Here is an 18,069-nt window from a genome sequence, read left to right on the forward strand (position 1 = left end):
TCTTGCTATTCGGTTCGAGCCTTATTTGCGGATCGCGTTAACGATCAGCTCGCCCATGGCGGTCGTGCCGATGGCCTTGCTCTTGTCGACGGCAATGTCGCCGGTGCGGTGACCCGCGTCCAGCACTTCCTTCACAGCGCGCTCGATCGCTTCGGCGGCGTCATGGTAGCCGAACGTCAGACGGTACATCAGCGCTACGGACAAGATCGTCGCGATCGGATTTGCGATGCCTTGGCCCGCAATATCCGGCGCGGAGCCGTGCACCGGCTCGTAGAGGCCGAACGCCCCTTCGCCCAGGGAGGCGGAGGACAGCATGCCGATCGATCCTGTCAGCATCGCCGCTTCGTCGCTCAGAATGTCGCCGAACATGTTCTCCGTCACGATGACGTCGAAGCTGGACGGACGGCGCAGAAGCTGCATCGCGCAGTTGTCCACGAGCACGTGCTCCAGCTCGACATCCGGATAATCCGGCGCGATCCGGTTGACCGTTTCTCTCCACAGGCGGGACGTTTCCAGTACGTTCGCTTTATCGACGGACGCCAGCTTCTTGCGGCGGGTGCGGGCGATCTCGAACGCTTGGCGGACGATGCGTTCCACTTCCGTGACGTTGTATACGCACGTATCGACCGCTTCTTCTCCGTTCGCACCTTCGCGGCGGAATTTCTCTCCGAAGTAAATCCCCCCGGTCAGCTCGCGGACGACGATCAGGTCCGTGCCTTCAAGCACTTCCGGCTTCAGCGTGGAAGCTTCCTTCAAGCAGTCGAATACGTTAGCCGGACGAATGTTGGAGAACAAGCCGAGCGCCTTGCGGATGCCGAGCAATCCCGTTTCCGGACGCAGCTCCTTCGGATTGTTGTCCCATTTCGGGCCGCCGACGGCTCCGAGCAGCACGGCGTCCGCTTTCTTACAAATTGCCAGCGTATCCTCCGGCAGCGGCGTTCCTTTCTCGTCAATGGCGATACCGCCGAACAAGCCGTGCTCGAACTCAAAACGGTACCCGAACACGTCCTCGGTTTTTTTCATGACTTTAATCGCTTCCGCTACAACCTCGGGACCGATGCCGTCCCCGGCGATAACGGCAATTTTCTTCACGTCTGCCATTGGTTTCACTCCTAAATAAATTCATTATCTCTTTTGTAGCACATTTGTCCGTCTTTGCGCCAAGACATAAATCGAATAATTTTAATAGACAAAACCTATAACCATCACCGTACCGATAACCGGCCTCCCGGACTTCTCCAGAGCTGGAAGGCGGGACGCGCTCCGAATCGGGCACGCCGGCGCCCTTCTATTCCATTTTGACCTCTTTGCGGCGTCCCATATACCACTTGACGAACGACTCGGCCAGCTCGGCCGGCGCATCGTCGATCCCGGCGCGACGTACCGGCTTGGCCCGGTTCATGGTCCCGACGGACGCGAGCCCCAGCCATTTTTGAAATAGACTGCGGGTCACGTTCACTTCAATAATCTTCTCCCGCTTCGATACGAATAATGCCGTTGTCAGACTTCCCGTTTGGAACTGAATGAAGTTATCCTTCAAGACGTACCGCGTATTGGCGTAATCAAGCCATCTGGATACAAAGATCCATATCAGCAAAACGCCGGATAACACCCACCAAGTCTGTTCGAATCCAAGCAACCGCGGCTTGAAATAAAATAGAGCGGCCGTCGCCAGAATCCAAAGCCAGCTTGGCCTTAGCATGCGTACCCATAACGATTTCGCAGGAAGCCGGTTCATCTTGCGGGTCACTTCATAAGCCGGCAGCATTTCCGAGATCATCTCATAAGCGCGTTGAACAGGCAGAAAAGGATACAGCGAGCTGATTTCCAGCTTGTCTTCCCCATCGCCAAGGCCCCCTGCACTGGTCAGCTTCACTTCGGCGAGTCCGAGCAAGCGCTTCAGCACAGACTGTGTAATTTCAACCGCCTGCACCCTTTGCTTGGCTATGGAAAATACCGTTTCGTCGACCAGGCCTTTGGTGATGTAAATCCGCTCGGGATCGGAAGAAATCTCGTATTTCCCATACTTCACAAAGGTTCTGACGATTCCGAAAGCGACGGAGACCACGGCGAGCACAACGATCAGAATTGCGGCAATCCACCAGGAGTCCATAATGATGGAAAACAAGCCTTTCGCCTCTTGCTTCACATGAAAGAATTGATCGATTTTGGAATAGGCGGAACCGAGCAAAGGAATAAGGAGCAGAAAGCTTAAGGATGTAAAGGAAGCTCGTACAATATCCTTTCTTGTCGGCTTAAAATGAACAGTCCGCCGCAGATTCACCGCTTCGGCATGCGACTCTGCGGCAGCTTCGCCGTCCTGTACCGTCATCAGCCCGCCCGGCACCGGGCTCGCCACATGCTTTTCAATATTGTCGGCTTCCGCTAAAGAGATAACCACGAATTCGACAGCAGCCTCTTCACCGGTGAGCCCTGTTTCAAATCGGATGGAAGTCATATTAAACAGCCGATGGAATAAGGTCGTGTGACGGTTGACGTTTTGAATTTTGGCAAAAGGAATCGTTCGTACGGACTTGGTGAACACCCCTTCATAGAGATGAAACGAAGCATCGTCGAGCTTGTATTTATGCGTCAGCCACTGAAATAGAATGACGAGAACAGCGACCCCGAGAAAAAGAAAAAAAGCGATCCTCCCATACTTAAGGAAAGTCGAATCCGAACCGAATTTGATCACGAACAAATACATGGCGATGACAAACGAGAATTTGGCCAACTTCCATAATTTCCAAACCATCGTCAGCGGATGATGCCGTTTCGCTTCGGTCATGACTCCACTTCCTTTAGTTTGGCGAAATGGGCAATTTGATCTCTTAACTCAATCGCGACCTCTTTAGGCAGAGCAGGTATGGCATGCGTCGATCCCATCGTTTTGATTGAGACCGAGCAGAGGCCGTACTTTCGTAGAAGCGGTCCTTGCTTCATGGCGACCGACTGGATTTTGGTCATCGGGACGAGCCGATGCTCTTCGTTTAACGCGCCCGATTTCAGCTGCAAAAACTCTTCATTCATATCGTAGCGCCAGTTGTTATAAAGTAAAAACGGTCTATAGAAAGACCAGATCGCTGACGGCACGGAAATGACGGCAAGACCGATAAGAATCCAGCCGATCCACTCTTTCCATGCGTACCGATAATCCAAATAGAGCAAAACTCCAAGCACGACAAAGCCTATCACATTCGAAATCGTTTCACTGACGATCCATACTTTGACCGCGTCTTCGGACAATCGTCTTTGAGGCGCGCCAATTGGAGAAAACATAATTTCACCCCTATAGCTCCATGCTGCCATGTTCATGTTTCTGATTTCAACCTTAGCAGCTTTCAGCATCTTAATCAATAAATTTTTATCGAAAAACGATAATTTTTTATTGTTTAGGATAAAATAATATGGTAGATTAATGAACGGAAGCGGCCTTTTGCCCGATTCGTTACTATATTTTCTGCTATAAAGGAGTTATCCTTCATGAAATCAAAAATCGTCTTTAAAATAGGCGCAATCCTGTGTCTCATTTGTTTTTACTTTGTTGTATTGATGGGGATATTTGCGTTAGGGGAACATTCCTTACGTCTGTGGAGCCCGGATAGCGAACTCGCCCGGTCCTTCGGAGACTTCCAGCCTTTATTTAGTTATATTGATCTCAACTTTTATCAGCAGCCGGAGCTTTATACCGATCCGTCCTTTGTTCAACTATCGTTCATTTCCACGACGTGCATGCTCTTGTTCATGCTCTTATTCTTATGGTTTATGCGCAAGCTCCTGAACAATATATATGAAGACAGTCTTTTTTCGTATGAGAACGTGTCGATTGTTTTCAAATTAGGGCTGACGATCATCGTTGCGGGGTCGGCCTTTACGTATACCGACGGCCTTCTGTTATCGAAGGCGCTTGCGGCCTTAACGGTTTCCAATGCGCAAATTTCGCTTTCCAACCTGTCCTATGTCGATACGATAACCGGCGGGATCGTGCTCCTGTTGATCTCTTGGGCTTTAAAAATAGCGGTACATGCAGTGGAGGAAAATAGCAAAACAATTTAACTGCGAAGTAGGCGATAAAATGATAAGAATCAAACTGGATGTCGTGATGGCGGAGCGTAAAATGTCGTTAAACCGGCTCTCCGAACTGGTCGGCATCACGCCGGCCAATTTGTCGATCTTAAAAAACGAAAACGGAAAAGCCATTCGCTTTACGACACTGGATGCGTTGTGCAAAGCTTTAAACTGCCAGCCCGGCGATTTAATGGAATATATCGACGAGAACGAAAATCAAGACTAGCGCTAATAGAACAAAAGGAACCCTTATGCGGGGTTCCTTTTGTTTGAATAATAAACTGCTACGCCATGATTCGTTCCATAGACTGCAACCATGGGGTCCGCCACCCGCCGTGCGGCACCGCAATCGCAACGCGCGCGCCCGGAGAGGTGAGTGGTGGCTGCGTTGCTTCCGACCATCGCCCCCCCCACTCTATCGCAAATCCCGCAGCAGCCGCAAATTGCCCAGCGTCAGCACACTCTTCCACGCTTCTTTCGCTAGCGGCCAAACGTCCTCGTACTGCCCCCAAGCCCACGCCGGCTCCCAGGCCCCCTCCTCCGTCTGCCCCCGGACGATGAACTCCAGATTGGCCGGTATGATATCCTTGTACCGCTCGTAGTATGGAGACTGCCGCGTTGTCGCCACTTGCACCGGCTGCAGCCCGTACCCGCTCCACTGTGCCGGATCGACCGTGACACAACGGCCGATCATCGTATCGAGCCGGTCCGCGATCCGCGCCCGCTGCTCGCCGGTAAGCCGCTCGGACAAGCGCAGGTAACACAACAGCTCATGGAATTCGTCCAGCGACGATTCCGAACACAGCTTACCGACGGCAAGCTCTGTCAGCTTGTCCGCCCAGCCTTCCGCCTCCGCTAATTCCCGGAACTGAATAAAGTAGCCCGCGATTTCCGCGCTCGGATTGCCCCAGTACGGATTCGCCTTGCTGTAATCCCACCACGGGGCCCGAGGGGACTGCTCGACCTCCGGCGGCACCTTGTCCCAGCCCGAAATCGCAGGGTCGTACGTTTCCGCGAAGTAACGCAGCGCTTTTCCGGTCATCTCCCTGCCAGCCTCCCGGGGAAGAAGGGACAGCGTTTGCAGCGCTACGGTCGTGGCGATTGCCGAGGACGCCTCGCAGCGAATATCCGGCTCCAGTCCATGCCCGAAGCCGCCGTCTTCGTTCTGGTAAGGCTCTAGCGCCCTGACTACGCCCTCCGCGCGTCCCCCCTCGAACTCATACCAATACATCGCCTTTTCCAGCGGTCGCGCTTTCGTTTGCAGGTAGTGCTTGGCCCGTTCTTCCGCCGCTGCAGCGGCTCTATTGAATTCCATCGCTCACACGCCTCCTTGATGTTCGATTTCCGTATACCAGTGTAACCGGCGTTAAGCAGCATGTATTGAACAAATCGGACATTAGTGGATGTGAACGATCCGCTACGTACATGGCGGCCGGACTACCTGCTAGGACATCATCAACGAGGAAGGAAGCTCGCCGTAAAAGCGCTTGAAGTCGCGAATAAAATGGGCTTGATCGCAGTATCCGTAAGCCCCGGCAATTTCCTGCCAAGAAAGCCTGGGATTCCTTTCCGCATCGCGAAGTATATTTTGAAACCGGACAATGCCGCAAAATGTTTTCGGCCCCAGCCCGATCCGGCCGTCGAACAGCCGCTGCAGTTGCCTTGCGCTAACATTCCCCGACCGGGCCAACTGCTGGACGTTGACCGCCCCCCTGGCCGCAAAAATACGCACCATCGCTTCATGCAGCGCTGGCGGCGCTTCGGCCCTGCCGCTATCCGCAGCCGCCAGCAGGCGGAGCAGCGCCGTTTCGACACAGACGATCCGTTCCGCCGACCCTACGGCAAGCCTCAGCTTCTCCCCGAGCTCCGCGACCGCTTTTCCCCATACGTCCGTGCCCCGAAACAGCGCATTTTTAAACTCGCCGAGCGGCACTCCTATAAAAGGATACGCTCCCCCCGGAAAAAACCGCACCGCAAACGTTTCCGATGCGCCTTCGCGCTTCGGCCCCGGGCTGAAGGGAAGCTCGAACGCCCCGCAATAACGGATAGAAACGTCTCCCCCGCCCGCGGCTTCCCATTCAAAAATCAAATCCGTACAGCCGTCCGGAACGACGGTGACCGCAGGTTCGTTTCGCATTCCCGCTCCAGCCGTCCAGGAGCTCCAATAGCACGATACATACGCCTTAAGCGCGGAGCATGGCTTGTGTTCCGCGTAATGATCCGGGGTTCGCGCCCCCTGCGTCGGTTCGAACATCAGGTAAGATTCCACATCGTCCGGCTCCTTCCATCTTCGTGCTGATACGAATAGTCTACCACACCGATCCTTTGGACGCCTTGGCAGCATGCGAACGGCCGCTGTCGGCTTTTGGCGGCAGTTGTCATCTCCCCCGGATAGGTTTACAATTAAATTTATCACTTGAAGCAACATTCACTTCTTTTCGCTAAAGGAGCCTGAACCGATGAAATACCGTTTTTCCGATACAACCAAAGCTTTCGAATCGTCGGCCGTGCGCGAGATCCTGAAATTGACCCAGGGCCGTTCGATCATTTCGCTCGCCGGCGGCTTGCCGAACGAACAGTTTTTTCCGGTAGAAGCGGTCAACGAAGCGTTCGATCGCGTGTTCAAGCAGGGCAAGGGCGTACTGCAGTACGGCTTAACCGAGGGCTACACGCCGCTGCGCGAAAACATCTCGAAGCATCTGGAACGCAAAGGCATCCTCGCCGGTGTCGACAACATGCTGCTGACGACGGGGTCACAGCAAGCGATCGACCTGCTCACCCGCGTCTATATCGACCCGGGCGACGTCATTCTCGTCGAGCGTCCGACTTACCTTGCCGCCATTCAAGTGTTCCAATCCCGCCAGGCGAAACTCATCTCCGTCGACTGCGACGCGGACGGCATGATTCCCGAAGATCTGGAGCGTAAAATCAAGCAGCACCATCCGAAGCTCGTTTACGTCATCCCGACCTTCTCCAACCCGACGGGGAAATCGTGGAGCTTGGAGCGACGCCAAAGCACGCTGAACTTGTGTAAAAGTAACGATGTGCTGATTTTGGAAGACGACCCGTACGGCGAGCTGCGCTTCGGCGGCGGTGAGCCGATGCCGTCGATTTTTTCGTTGGAGCAGGAAGCCAGCGTAGGCACGGTTGTCTACACCAGCACGTTCTCGAAAATCGTTGCTCCGGCACTGCGCACGGGCTGGGTCGTCGGCGACGAGCAGGTGATCCGTCACATGACCCGCGCCAAGCAAGCGGCCGATTTGCACTCCAGCACGATGGACCAGCAGGCGCTGCATCAGTTGTTCGAGCATTTCGATCTGTACGGCCATATCGATCAGATCCGAACAGCTTACGAGACGCGGATGCGGCAGATGATCGACCTGATGAAAGCGAAAAACTGGGACGGCGTGCAGTGGATCGAGCCGAAAGGCGGCATGTTCGTCTGGGTGGAAATGCCGGAGCATATCAACACGCAGGAACTGCTTAAGCTGGCTGTCGAAGAAGGCGTTGCTTTCGTCCCGGGCATCAGCTTCTTCGCGAACGAGCCGCAGACGAACACGATGCGGCTGAACTTCACCCATACGGACACCGAGGACATGGTCCGTGCATTCGACCGGTTGGACCGTGCTCTGCAGCGCATGCAGCAGACTACGGCGCGTTGAGCGAACGAAGGGTAAATACTATTAAATAAATATAGGCGATAGCCTTCCCCGGTATTCCGGGGGGCTATCGCCTATTTCGTTATATCAACGTCACATTATCGCGGCTGCGAGCCGGGCTTTTGCGTTTCTCGATCAAGCGATTGATCGCGTCCACGTACGCGCGGGCGCTCGCTTCGAGGATGTCCGTGCTAACGCCGCGGCCGAGCACGGCGTAATCGCCCTGCTTCAGCACCACGTGCACTTCGCCAAGCGCATCCTTACCGTGCGTAACCGATTGGATCGAATAGTCGTCGAGCTCGACTTCTTCCTTGGTCGCCTTGTCGATCGCTTTGTAGATCGCATCGACGGAGCCGTTGCCGACGGCCGCTTCTTCCAGGTAGCCGCCATCGAGCAGCTTGATCCGCACGGTTGCCGTCGGAGTCGATTGATTGCCGTACGAGACTTGAATCGTCTCCAGCGAGAACACCTCGGGCGTCTCGATCAGCTTCTCTTCGAGCAGCGCGACGATGTCTTCGTCCGTGACGTTCTTCTTCTTGTCAGCCAAGTCTTTGAACTTGGCGAACGCAGCATTCACATGCTCGTCGTCGAGGTTGTAGCCGAGGTCAACGAGCTTCTCGCGGAACGCATGGCGTCCGGAATGCTTGCCGAGCACCAGCTTGCTCTCCTTGAGCCCGATCGTCTCAGGCGACATAATCTCGTACGTCGTCTTTTCCTTCAACATGCCGTCCTGATGGATACCGGATTCGTGTGCAAACGCATTGGCGCCGACAATCGCCTTATTGCCCGGCACGACCATACCGGTCAGCTTGCTGACCAAGCGGCTCGTACGGGCAATCTCGGACAGCGTGAGCGTCGTCTTCGCTTGGAAAAACTCCTGACGCGTCTCAAGCGCCATCGCCACTTCCTCGATCGACGTATTGCCCGCGCGTTCGCCGATGCCGTTGATCGTCCCTTCGATCTGATCCGCTCCGTTCAGAATCGCCGCCAGCGCATTCGCCGTCGCCATGCCCAAGTCGTCGTGACAGTGCGCGCTGAGCTGAATTTTCTCGATGCCCGGCACGTTCTCTTTCAACGTCTTGAAAATGTTTCCGTATTCATAAGGCGTCATGTAGCCGACCGTATCCGGGATATTCACAACCGTTGCCCCGGCTCGGATCGCCATCTCCGTCACTTCGCACAGAAAATCGAGCTCGGTGCGGCCGGCATCTTCCGGCGAAAATTCGATTTTGCTGAAATATTTCTTCGCGTAACGGATCGCCGCTTCTGCCGTTTCGAGCACTTGATGCTTTTCCATCCGCAGCTTGTGCTGGCGGTGAATCGGCGAGGTAGCGAGGAACAAATGCAGACACGGGTCCTGCGCATCCTTCAGCGCTTCGCGGGCCGCCTCGATGTCCTGTTCGCGGGAACGCGACAGGGCGATAACCGAGGCATTTTTCACGGCACGGGCTACGGCGCTGACGCCCGCCAAGTCTCCGGGAGAGGCCGCCGGGAAGCCGGCTTCCATCCGGTCGACGCCGAGCTTCTCAAGCTGCAGCGCAATCTCAACTTTTTCCTGCATGTTCAGGTTGACACCCGGCGACTGTTCGCCGTCACGAAGCGTCGTATCGAAAATATAAATTTTTCTCATGGGTCTTGGCTGCGCCTCCTTTGGAATTGACTTGCATTTAAAACAGAAAAAGGTGCGACCTGAAACGGACAGGGATCGGATCTCTTGTTGTCCATTTCCCTGCGCCGCTTCAAGCCGACCTTATGCCGTTTCTCCGTTATAGGTTGAAATCGTCTGCCGAATTACTTCTTGATCCAGTGCATCAATTCGCGCAGTTGGGAACCGACTTGCTCGATCGGATGCTCGGCTTCCAGACGGCGGGTAGCTGTCAGGAACGCACGGCCCGATTGGTTCTCCAAAATGAAGTCGCGGGCGAATTTGCCTTGTTGGATGTCGGACAGGACGCGTTTCATTTCTTTCTTCGTTTCTTCCGTAATGATGCGAGGACCTGTGACATAGTCACCATACTCCGCTGTGTTGGAGATGGAATGTCTCATCGTCGCAAGACCGCCTTCGTACATCAGGTCAACGATCAGCTTCAGCTCGTGCAAGCACTCGAAGTAAGCCATTTCCGGCGCGTAGCCTGCTTCCACCAACGTTTCGAAGCCTGCTTTAACAAGCGCGGAAGCGCCGCCGCACAGAACGGCTTGCTCGCCGAACAGGTCGGTTTCGGTTTCTTCGCGGAACGAGGTTTCGATAACGCCCGCGCGGGTGCAGCCGATCCCTTTGGCATACGCCAAGCCGATAGCTTTCGCTTGACCGCTTGCATCTTGCTCAACCGCAATCAGGCCGGGAACCCCGAAGCCTTCGACATACACGCGGCGAACCATGTGGCCCGGCGATTTCGGAGCGACGAGGAATACGTCTTTGTCCGCGGACGGTTGAATTTGGCCGAAATGAACGTTGAAGCCGTGGGAGAACATGATAGCTGCGCCATGCTTCAGGTTCGGTTCGATTTCGTTTTTGTATACGCTCGCTTGGGTTTCGTCAGGCATCAGAAGCTGTACGACGTCGGCAAGCTTAGTCGCTTCCGCTACGGAGTAAACTTCGAATCCGTCGTTTTTCGCTTGCTCGAAGGAACGGCCTTGACGAAGTCCGATGATGACTTTCAAGCCGCTGTCGCGCAGGTTTTGCGCTTGGGCGTGGCCTTGGCTGCCGTAGCCGATGATGGCGATCGTTTTCCCTCTCAATACGTTCAAATCAGCGTCTTTTTCATAGTACATCGTAACTGCCATGGATAATAGCTCCTCCTTTGAATTAAAACCCTGTGAACGGGTGCTCGAACGGACGACGGGGGACAGGAAGCTCGGACAGTCGGGCGGGTTGGCCCTGTCATCCGCATGAGCCCCCGCTCACAGGATCGTCTTGATATTAGTGGCAAAGCGAAAAATGAATTATTTGTTCATACCGCGAATCATGGCCGTTACCCCGGTACGGGACAGCTCCTTGATGCCGTAAGGCTTAAGCAGCTCGGTCATGGCTTCGATTTTCTCGGAATCCCCAACCACCTGCACGATCAGCGAGCTCGGGCCGATATCGACGATAGCCGCGCGGAACGTCTCGACGACGCCGAGAATTTCCGGCCGCATGCTTGGTTCGGCGTTTACTTTGATCAGCGCCAGCTCGCGCGCCACCATCGGATGAGCGCTCAGGTCGACGACTTTGATCACATCGATCAGCTTATAGAGCTGCTTGGAAATTTGCTCCAGCGTCTTGTCGTCTCCCGTCGTGACGATAACCATGCGGGAGAGCCCTTTTTCCTCGGACTCGCCCACCGTAATGCTCTCGATATTGAAGCCCCGGCGGCCGAACAGGCCGGATACGCGCTGCAGCACACCGGGCTGGTTGTTCACTAGAACGGATATGGTGTGTTTGCGTGTCATTCCGAATCCCCCATTAACATTTGGTCTATCGTCGAGCCCTGCGTTACCATCGGGAACACGTTCTCGTGCTTCCGGACGACGAATTCGACGAGCACAGGACCCGGGGTATCAAGCGCTTCCTGCCAAGCGCGGCGGGCTTCGTCTTTGTTCGTTGCACGAAGACCCTTCACGCCGTAAGCTTCCGCCAGCTTCACGAAATCCGGGCTGCCTGCCAGGTCGATGTGGCTGTACCGGTTGTCGTAAATGATCTCCTGCCACTGGCGCACCATGCCGAGCACCTGGTTGTTGATGACGACGATTTTGACCGGAATTTGGTGAATCGCGCAAACCGCCAGCTCCTGGGAGCACATCTGCATGCCGCCGTCACCGTTGATCGAGACGACCAGCCGGTCCGGGTGCGCCTTCTGCGCGCCGATCGCCGACGGGAATCCGAAGCCCATCGTGCCGAGGCCGCCCGAGGTGATCCAGGAACGCGGATGATTGAATTTGTAATACTGCGCCGCCCACATCTGATGCTGGCCGACGTCCGTCGTCACAATCGCTTCGCCCTTGGTCGTCTCGTGGATCATCTCGATAACGTACTGCGGCTTCAGCTCCGTATCGGAATCTTTGTAACGCAGCGGGAAATTCCGCTTCGTCTCCTTCACCCATTCGATCCATTTCTCGGATCGGGACGGCTTCGCCTTCAGGTTGGCAAGCTGCAGCGCGGCCTTCACATCGCCGACGACCGGGATGGCCGTTTCGACGATTTTGCCGATTTCCGCCGGATCTACGTCGATGTGGACGATTTTTTTCGCCTTCGGCGCAAAGCCGTCCACCTTCATCGTAACGCGGTCGTCGAACCGGGCGCCGATGCCGATCAGCAGATCGCAGTTTTGCAGCGCGTTGTTGGCAGTGTAGGTCCCGTGCATCCCCGGCATGCCGAGCCACAGCTCGTGCGCGCTCGGGAAGCCGCCCAAGCCAAGCAGTGTCGTGGCGACCGGAATCTGCGTTTTGTTGACGAACTCAAGCAGCTGCTCTGCCGCATCCGCGTAGACAACGCCGCCGCCTGCAATGATCACCGGACGCTCGCTCTCGGCGATCGCCTCCAGCATCTTGTCGACTTGGAGCTTGTTCGGCTGCACCGTCGGATTGTAGCCGCGGATGTCCACCTTCTCCGGATAGAAGAACGGCGCCGTATCGTTCGAGACGTCCTTCGGAATATCGATCAGTACCGGGCCTCTGCGGCCGGTCGAAGCGATGTGGAACGCTTCTTTGATAATGCGCGGCAAATCTTTCACGTCGCGCACCAAGTAGCTGTGCTTCGTAATCGGCATCGTGATGCCGGTAATGTCCGCCTCTTGGAACGCGTCCGTACCGATGACCGATGTCGCAACGTTGCCCGTGATGACCACGAGCGGCACCGAATCCATGTAAGCCGTCGCAATCCCGGTAACGAGGTTCGTTGCCCCCGGACCCGAGGTGGCGATACAGACGCCTACCTTGCCGGTCGAACGGGCGTACCCGTCGGCCGCGTGAATCGCGCCTTGCTCATGCCGTGTCAGCAAATGGTTGAAATCCGGATTGCCGTGCATGGCATCGTAAATATATAACACCGCTCCGCCGGGATAACCGAAGACGCAATCCACGTCCTCCAGCAGCAGGCTGCGAAGCAGCATTTCCGAACCGGTAATGACGTCCGGCTTCAGCAGCTCTTCGCGAAGCTGTTCCTTTGACTTTTGTGTGGTTTGGACGATCATGAATATTGGCCTCCTCTCAGATAATCCGACAAACGACTAAAAAACCCCTCTCATCCCCAAACGCAGCTTGTGCGTCTGACGGGACGAAAGGGGTTAATCTTCCGTGGTACCACCCAGAATTTGTTAGATGCCTCGCGGCAAATAACCTTAGCAGGTAATGCGCGCCGCAGTAATCCTCATCGGCTAGCACGATGACGACCCGTGAATTCGCGTCTCTTACCTTCGGCACAGTAACGTGTGCCAATCCGATTTTCCCTAGTAACATTGTCGCTTTCAAGCGGTAAAGCCTGATGCTATGCGACAAGCTTTCAGGAAAACAGCTCCGAGGTGAGCTCGTACATAAGGGGTTACGGCATTGGTTTCAGCATCTCCACTGCTCTCTGAACATAAGAGCCCTTATAACTTCGTCCTCTTCATAGCCGATATATCTGATGTGTTTTTTTGTATTATATGCCGAATCGTTTTTTTAGTCAAGCATCATTCCAGTCGAAAAAACGGACGCGTAAGCACCCTTGATCCGGGCCCTCCCGCCCAAGTTGGAGACGGCGTTTGCGGTTTCTTTACACGAAGCCGGACCTGAGACCCTTTCGAAAAGCCCGCTTGCAGGCTTTCCCTCCTCGTAGTTGCCGATTTCCGTCGCATCAAATAAAGATTTTGTGAATGCCTCTCATTGGTTTCACAAACAATTCTTGCCGGCTTGACGAAGTAATAACAAACTTTGGTTATGTTAAAGAGGAGCCCCGCGACCAAGTAATGCAGGATGGCCGACCGAAAATTGGATACACTGAAACTTTTACCAAAGTGAACTCGTCTTCAATCTTGCGGCTTCGGGCCAATACTAGCCATGATGTAGAAAAGTTTACCGTAATGGGTCAAAACGGGGGAGCCGTACGCCGAAGTATATAAAAGACCGAAAAGGCAAAAAAAGCGCAACTAAGAAAAAGGAGTGATTTCATGCGAGACTTGCTGCAATCCGCCGTCCTGTCCATCACCTTGATCTCCGGCGCCCTTGCAACCGCTGCAGCCGCTCCTTTTGCCATGGGTTCCGAACTGATGGCAACCAGCATGGGACAAGCCATAAGCCAAGCTTCCACCGCATCCGGCCCGCTGCTAGGCGGCGAAACGGTGTCGCCGGCCCCGCCGACAGCCCTCTCCGGCTCCGCTCCGCAAACGAAGCCGCCGCAAGACGGGGCCGCCGGGAGCGCTCAGCCCCAAACCGACGGAAATCCGGTGCTGACCTTTCCCGTCATCAGCGATATCCACGTTCAATCATGGGAAGATGCGTCTCACGAGAAGCTGATTCGCGTATTGAACGACCTGAACGAAATTAATCCGTCGGCCGACACGCTCGTGATAAACGGGGATTTAACCGAAGGGATGCCCGAGGACTACGCCAAGCTAAAGGAGCTCATGCAAAACGCGCCGCATCCGGAGAGCGTCTTGTACAATATCGGCAACCACGAGTTTTACAAAGCCTGGTACAGCAGCCGTACCCGTTGGAACCCGGACGGCTTCCCGAACGGAGAAACGGAGCAGGAGTCGATTTCCCGGTTTCTCGCGTTCTCCGGAGAGAACAAAGTCTACTATGAGAAAACCATCAAGGGCTACCACTTTATCTTCCTTGGCTCGGAGCGGTACCGGCAATCCGACCAAGCTTATGCGGAGGACGCTTATTTGTCGCCCGAGCAGTTGGAATGGCTGAAGCAGACGCTGAAAAAAGACGCCGGCTCGAACAAGCCGGTCTTCGTCTTCCTGCACCAGCCGCTGCCTGCCACGGTATCGGGAACGCATTTTTGCTGCACGAACAGCCGAGCCGTCATTCAGTACGAGGAACTGAAGGCGATTTTGTCGCAGTATCCGCAGGTCATCTATTTCAGCAGCCATTCGCACTGGGAGCTGAATCAGCCGGATACGCTGGTACGGGACGGCTTCACGATGGTCAACACCGCCTCGGTGTCCGAAACGTGGACGAGCGACGGCAAAGGCGCGGAAAAGCTGAAGGGCAAGGATGAGAGCGAAGGGCTGTACGTCGAGGTGTATCCGGACCGGGTCCGGATCAAGGGCAGGGATTTTTACCGGAAGCAGTGGATTCCGGAAGCGCAGTTCACCGTGCCGGCAGCTCAGAAAAAGTAAGAGGCAGCCGGCAGGCTATATTTTTTAAGGTCCGGTGAATAAGAGCAAGCCGCTCGGCGGCTTCTTATTCACCGGACCTTTTTTCGCGAAACGTCCAGTAATAATTAAACAAAAAGTTCGATAGTGGCACGGCAACGACAACGAGACATTGGCCGACGGCATAGTGCCAGTGCAGCCGGTCCACGGCCAAATACATGAGGCCGGTATTGAGCAGCAGGCCCGCGACGGACACGACCGTATATTTGGCAAGCGGCTTCCAGCCCGATGCGGAAGCCTGAAACGTCCAGCGCCGATTCAGCGCATACGATACCAGCAGCACAAGCACGAACCCGAGCGCCGAAGCCGGCACCGGATGCAGCTTCGCCGCTTCGACGAGCACGAACAGCGCCGCAAAATGAAGCGCCGTCCCGAGTAGTCCGACGATGCCGTACCGAAAGAGCAGCCGCAGCGTCATGATACCTCGCCCACCCGACAGCTTTCCTCGCCGGCCGCGGCGGACGCTTCGCTGAAGATGCGCTGGCTGACCAAATATCGCGGCCTCCCCTTCACCTCGTTGTAAATCGAGGCGATATACTCGCCGATGATGCCGAGCGAAATCATAATGACACTGCCGATGACGAGCAGCAGCAGGATGACCGTCGTGAAGCCAGTCACCGCGTTGCCGACGATTTTTTGATACAGCGTCTGCACCCCAAGCACGGCGGCACCGAGCAGGAATACGATCCCGAACAAGCTGACAAACCGCAGCGGAATGGAAGAAAATGCAACCACGGCATTCACCGCCAGCTTCATGAGGCCGAGAAAGCTCCATTGGCTGTGACCGTCCGCCCGCTCCGGCACCTCGAACGAAATCTGCGCCCGGTTGAAGCCGAGCCATGCCGTCATCCCCCGGAAAAACGTGTTCCGCTCCGGCATTTCCCGCCATGCCTGCACGACCTTCCGGTCCAGCAGCTTGAAATCCGACGCGCCGCGCAGATCGAAGCCGGACAGCCGGTTGAGGATGCTGTAGAACAGCGCGGAGCCGACCGTTTTATCCAGCGACTCCTTGCCCCGGTCCTGCTTGACGCATTCTACGATCTCCTTGCCTTCCTCGCGCCACAGCCGGATCATCTCCGGAAGCAGCGCCGGCGGGTGCTGCAGGTCGGAGTCCATAATAATGACCGCCCGTCCCAACGCATGCTCCAGCCCGGCGCAGAGCGCCAGCTCCTTGCCGAAATTGCGGCTCAGCCGCAGCGCGGTAAGCCGGGGCGAACGCTGCCCGGACAAAATCAGCTGTTCCCATGTGCCGTCCCGCGAACCGTCGTCGATGACGATAATCTCGTAAGAGGCCGTCAGCCGCTTCAGTTCCTCTTCAATATGCTGCAGCGAGCGGTAAATATGAATTTCCTCGTTATAAACCGGTATAATGACGGTAATCTCGGGCTCCGCGCGTTCCACGTTTCCCCGCCTCCCTCTTGCTAACGAATGACCTTGTACAATCTCCATTTGTCCCCGAATTCCTTATACAGCTCCGTCCATTCCGTGCCCTTCTCGTAGAAATCTTTATACGTCCGCTCCTCGGCACTAAGCGCCGAGCTCTTGTCCGGCTTCGCCGTAAGAATAAAATCGACGCCCCGGCCGACCGGATCTTTCAGCGAAGGAGTAAATTCGAAATCGCTGGTAATCAAAAATTGATCAGGATGCCTGCTGTTCAGAATGACCGAGTAAGCGGAATACGAATCCATCAAAATGTTGTAGCCGCTCAGCTCCGTATCCAAATAATGGGCAATCTCCTTCTCCACCTGCTGGGAAGCCGCATACTGCTGTGCATGCAAAAACTTGTTTTCGTCCGGGGCGATCTGCGGATTCGTCCATGCGTATCCCAGCACGACACAGGCTCCGAGCATCCCGGCCAGCACGATCCCGTAATTGACGAAGGACCGTTTCACCCGGGCGAGCTCGTACGGCAACCAAGCCACGGTGATCGGAAACACGTACATGAAGTAACGGAACCAGCCGTAGGACGTTCCTTTCATGAGCATGAGGAACTGCAGCGCAACGATCGAGACGAACAGCATCAACAGCACCAGCATGTCCCACAGAAACCAGCGCCGGTTCCAAAGCCGCAGCAGCACCACGGCCGCCAGCGGAAGCGAGAAATAGGCCGTTTTCTTGGCCACAAACACCAGACCGAGCAGCGGGTTGCCCATCATGTCCACAAAGGTCTGCTCGGTCGCCAGCCCTTGCGCCTGAGCTACGTTCGAGTACTCGGAACGCAGGAAATAAAGCGCGTCTCCCATGATGCTGTAGTTGAACCAAAGCCACAGCAGCCCGGAAAAGACGACCGGCGCCATGACCATCGACCACGTCCCCTCGATATGGAACAGCTTGTGCAGTATTCCGTACTGCCGCTTCGGCAGGTCGATCCGGGGATCCGTTGGCGGTATCCGCAGAACGATCAGGATGATGGCCAGAGCGACCGCCGCTCCCAGGGGCACCGCTTCGTATCGGGTCCAAAAAGCGAGCGCCAGCGCAAAGCTTACTTTGATCAGGCTGCCGACGCGCCGCCCGTAAATCCAATGCGTCAGATGGACAACCGCGTACATGATGAAAAAAATAAACGGCGCATCACTAAGTCCGTTCGCGCCGAACAAGAACATGAACGGGTTGCAGCTGAAGCTCAGGCTCAGCAGCACGGCGAACGTGCGCGACAGCCCGAAATCGACCGCCGCCCGCGCCAGCAGCACCGCCGTCATCCCGGCGAACACGCTGCTCATGAGCACGCCGGCCAGCGCCGACGAAGCGAGCTCCGGCAGCCAATGATACGGCAGCAGAAACAGCAGCTCGACGAGGCTGGGCAGCGGGTTCCACACGAAGCCGATGGCGGCAAGGTGCGGGTCCCGGCTGTAGAGTACATAGAAGGCGTTAGCCACCCGGCTCATCGCATCCGAATGCACGTAACCGATGACGTGACTCACATAGTAACCTGCGGCGAATTCCAGCGAGAAAATGAACAAAAACAAGCCCCAATAGACGCTTTTCGGCAAGCGGACCTCCAT

At 55.6% G+C, this 18,069-nt stretch carries 16 protein-coding genes; 4 read left to right on the forward strand and 12 right to left on the reverse strand.

Annotated features, from left to right (window positions below; genetic code table 11):
- Positions 1 to 21: 21 nt before the first annotated feature.
- The 3 genes from leuB to QMG93_RS11130 all read right to left on the reverse strand — a co-directional run bounded on the left by leuB (position 22) and on the right by QMG93_RS11130 (position 3,279).
- On the reverse strand, positions 22 to 1,101 hold the full coding sequence (gene leuB / locus QMG93_RS11120) for a 3-isopropylmalate dehydrogenase (protein WP_054972762.1): 1,080 nt from the start codon (positions 1,099 to 1,101) through the stop codon (positions 22 to 24).
- Positions 1,102 to 1,288: 187 nt separating this feature from the next.
- Positions 1,289 to 2,788, reverse strand: coding sequence for a PH domain-containing protein (locus QMG93_RS11125; protein WP_281936307.1), 1,500 nt, complete (start codon positions 2,786 to 2,788; stop codon positions 1,289 to 1,291).
- Positions 2,785 to 3,279, reverse strand: coding sequence for a PH domain-containing protein (locus QMG93_RS11130; RefSeq protein WP_281936308.1), 495 nt, complete (start codon positions 3,277 to 3,279; stop codon positions 2,785 to 2,787). Before QMG93_RS11130 ends, QMG93_RS11125 begins: the two co-directional genes overlap by 4 nt.
- A 204-nt stretch (positions 3,280 to 3,483) precedes the next feature.
- On the opposite strand from QMG93_RS11130, the gene QMG93_RS11135 reads away from it, so the two are divergent.
- Both QMG93_RS11135 and QMG93_RS11140 read left to right on the forward strand, forming a co-directional pair.
- Positions 3,484 to 4,056 carry a DUF2975 domain-containing protein gene (locus tag QMG93_RS11135; RefSeq protein WP_281936309.1) on the forward strand — a complete coding sequence of 191 codons (573 nt, stop codon included), beginning with the start codon at positions 3,484 to 3,486 and terminating at the stop codon, positions 4,054 to 4,056.
- Positions 4,057 to 4,075: 19 nt separating this feature from the next.
- Positions 4,076 to 4,294 carry a helix-turn-helix domain-containing protein gene (locus QMG93_RS11140; protein ID WP_010499559.1) on the forward strand — a complete coding sequence of 73 codons (219 nt, stop codon included), beginning with the start codon at positions 4,076 to 4,078 and terminating at the stop codon, positions 4,292 to 4,294.
- 189 nt (positions 4,295 to 4,483) lie between these two features.
- Here QMG93_RS11140 and QMG93_RS11145 read toward each other — a convergent pair whose 3' ends face one another.
- Both QMG93_RS11145 and QMG93_RS11150 read right to left on the reverse strand, forming a co-directional pair.
- Positions 4,484 to 5,383 carry a hypothetical protein gene (locus tag QMG93_RS11145; protein WP_281936310.1) on the reverse strand — a complete coding sequence of 300 codons (900 nt, stop codon included), beginning with the start codon at positions 5,381 to 5,383 and terminating at the stop codon, positions 4,484 to 4,486.
- 129 nt (positions 5,384 to 5,512) lie between these two features.
- Positions 5,513 to 6,337, reverse strand: a complete 825-nt coding sequence (locus tag QMG93_RS11150; RefSeq protein WP_281936311.1) for a helix-turn-helix domain-containing protein — start codon at positions 6,335 to 6,337, stop codon at positions 5,513 to 5,515.
- 190 nt (positions 6,338 to 6,527) lie between these two features.
- Here QMG93_RS11150 and QMG93_RS11155 point away from each other — a divergent pair, with 190 nt between their 5' ends.
- Positions 6,528 to 7,730 carry a PLP-dependent aminotransferase family protein gene (locus QMG93_RS11155; RefSeq protein WP_281936312.1) on the forward strand — a complete coding sequence of 401 codons (1,203 nt, stop codon included), beginning with the start codon at positions 6,528 to 6,530 and terminating at the stop codon, positions 7,728 to 7,730.
- A 79-nt stretch (positions 7,731 to 7,809) separates the two neighbouring features.
- On the opposite strand, the gene QMG93_RS11160 is transcribed toward QMG93_RS11155, so the two are convergent.
- The 4 genes from QMG93_RS11160 to ilvB all read right to left on the reverse strand — a co-directional run bounded on the left by QMG93_RS11160 (position 7,810) and on the right by ilvB (position 12,898).
- Positions 7,810 to 9,357, reverse strand: coding sequence for a 2-isopropylmalate synthase (locus tag QMG93_RS11160; protein WP_281936314.1), 1,548 nt, complete (start codon positions 9,355 to 9,357; stop codon positions 7,810 to 7,812).
- A gap of 161 nt (positions 9,358 to 9,518) precedes the next feature.
- A complete protein-coding gene (gene ilvC / locus QMG93_RS11165) occupies positions 9,519 to 10,511 on the reverse strand; it encodes a ketol-acid reductoisomerase (protein WP_063185729.1) in 993 nt (330 codons plus the stop codon).
- 159 nt (positions 10,512 to 10,670) lie between these two features.
- A complete protein-coding gene (ilvN, locus tag QMG93_RS11170) occupies positions 10,671 to 11,159 on the reverse strand; it encodes an acetolactate synthase small subunit (protein WP_090675879.1) in 489 nt (162 codons plus the stop codon).
- The gene (gene ilvB / locus QMG93_RS11175; protein WP_281936320.1) at positions 11,156 to 12,898 is read right to left on the reverse strand and encodes a biosynthetic-type acetolactate synthase large subunit; all 1,743 of its coding nucleotides are present in this window, start codon (positions 12,896 to 12,898) and stop codon (positions 11,156 to 11,158) included. Before ilvB ends, ilvN begins: the two co-directional genes overlap by 4 nt.
- 954 nt (positions 12,899 to 13,852) lie before the next feature.
- On the opposite strand from ilvB, the gene QMG93_RS11180 reads away from it, so the two are divergent.
- On the forward strand, positions 13,853 to 15,031 hold the full coding sequence (locus QMG93_RS11180) for a metallophosphoesterase family protein (RefSeq protein ID WP_281936322.1): 1,179 nt from the start codon (positions 13,853 to 13,855) through the stop codon (positions 15,029 to 15,031).
- A gap of 64 nt (positions 15,032 to 15,095) precedes the next feature.
- On the opposite strand, the gene QMG93_RS11185 is transcribed toward QMG93_RS11180, so the two are convergent.
- The 3 genes from QMG93_RS11185 to QMG93_RS11195 are packed head-to-tail and all read right to left on the reverse strand — an operon-like array spanning position 15,096 to position 18,069.
- A complete protein-coding gene (locus QMG93_RS11185; protein ID WP_054972777.1) occupies positions 15,096 to 15,485 on the reverse strand; it encodes a GtrA family protein in 390 nt (129 codons plus the stop codon).
- Complete coding sequence (locus QMG93_RS11190; protein ID WP_281936324.1) at positions 15,482 to 16,468, reverse strand: glycosyltransferase family 2 protein; 987 nt, start codon at positions 16,466 to 16,468, stop codon at positions 15,482 to 15,484. Before QMG93_RS11190 ends, QMG93_RS11185 begins: the two co-directional genes overlap by 4 nt.
- A 20-nt stretch (positions 16,469 to 16,488) precedes the next feature.
- Positions 16,489 to 18,069 carry an ArnT family glycosyltransferase gene (locus QMG93_RS11195; RefSeq protein WP_281936326.1) on the reverse strand — a complete coding sequence of 527 codons (1,581 nt, stop codon included), beginning with the start codon at positions 18,067 to 18,069 and terminating at the stop codon, positions 16,489 to 16,491.

The organism is Paenibacillus tyrphae, assembly GCF_027925525.1.
Classification (GTDB): domain Bacteria; phylum Bacillota; class Bacilli; order Paenibacillales; family NBRC-103111; genus Paenibacillus_G; species Paenibacillus_G tyrfis_B.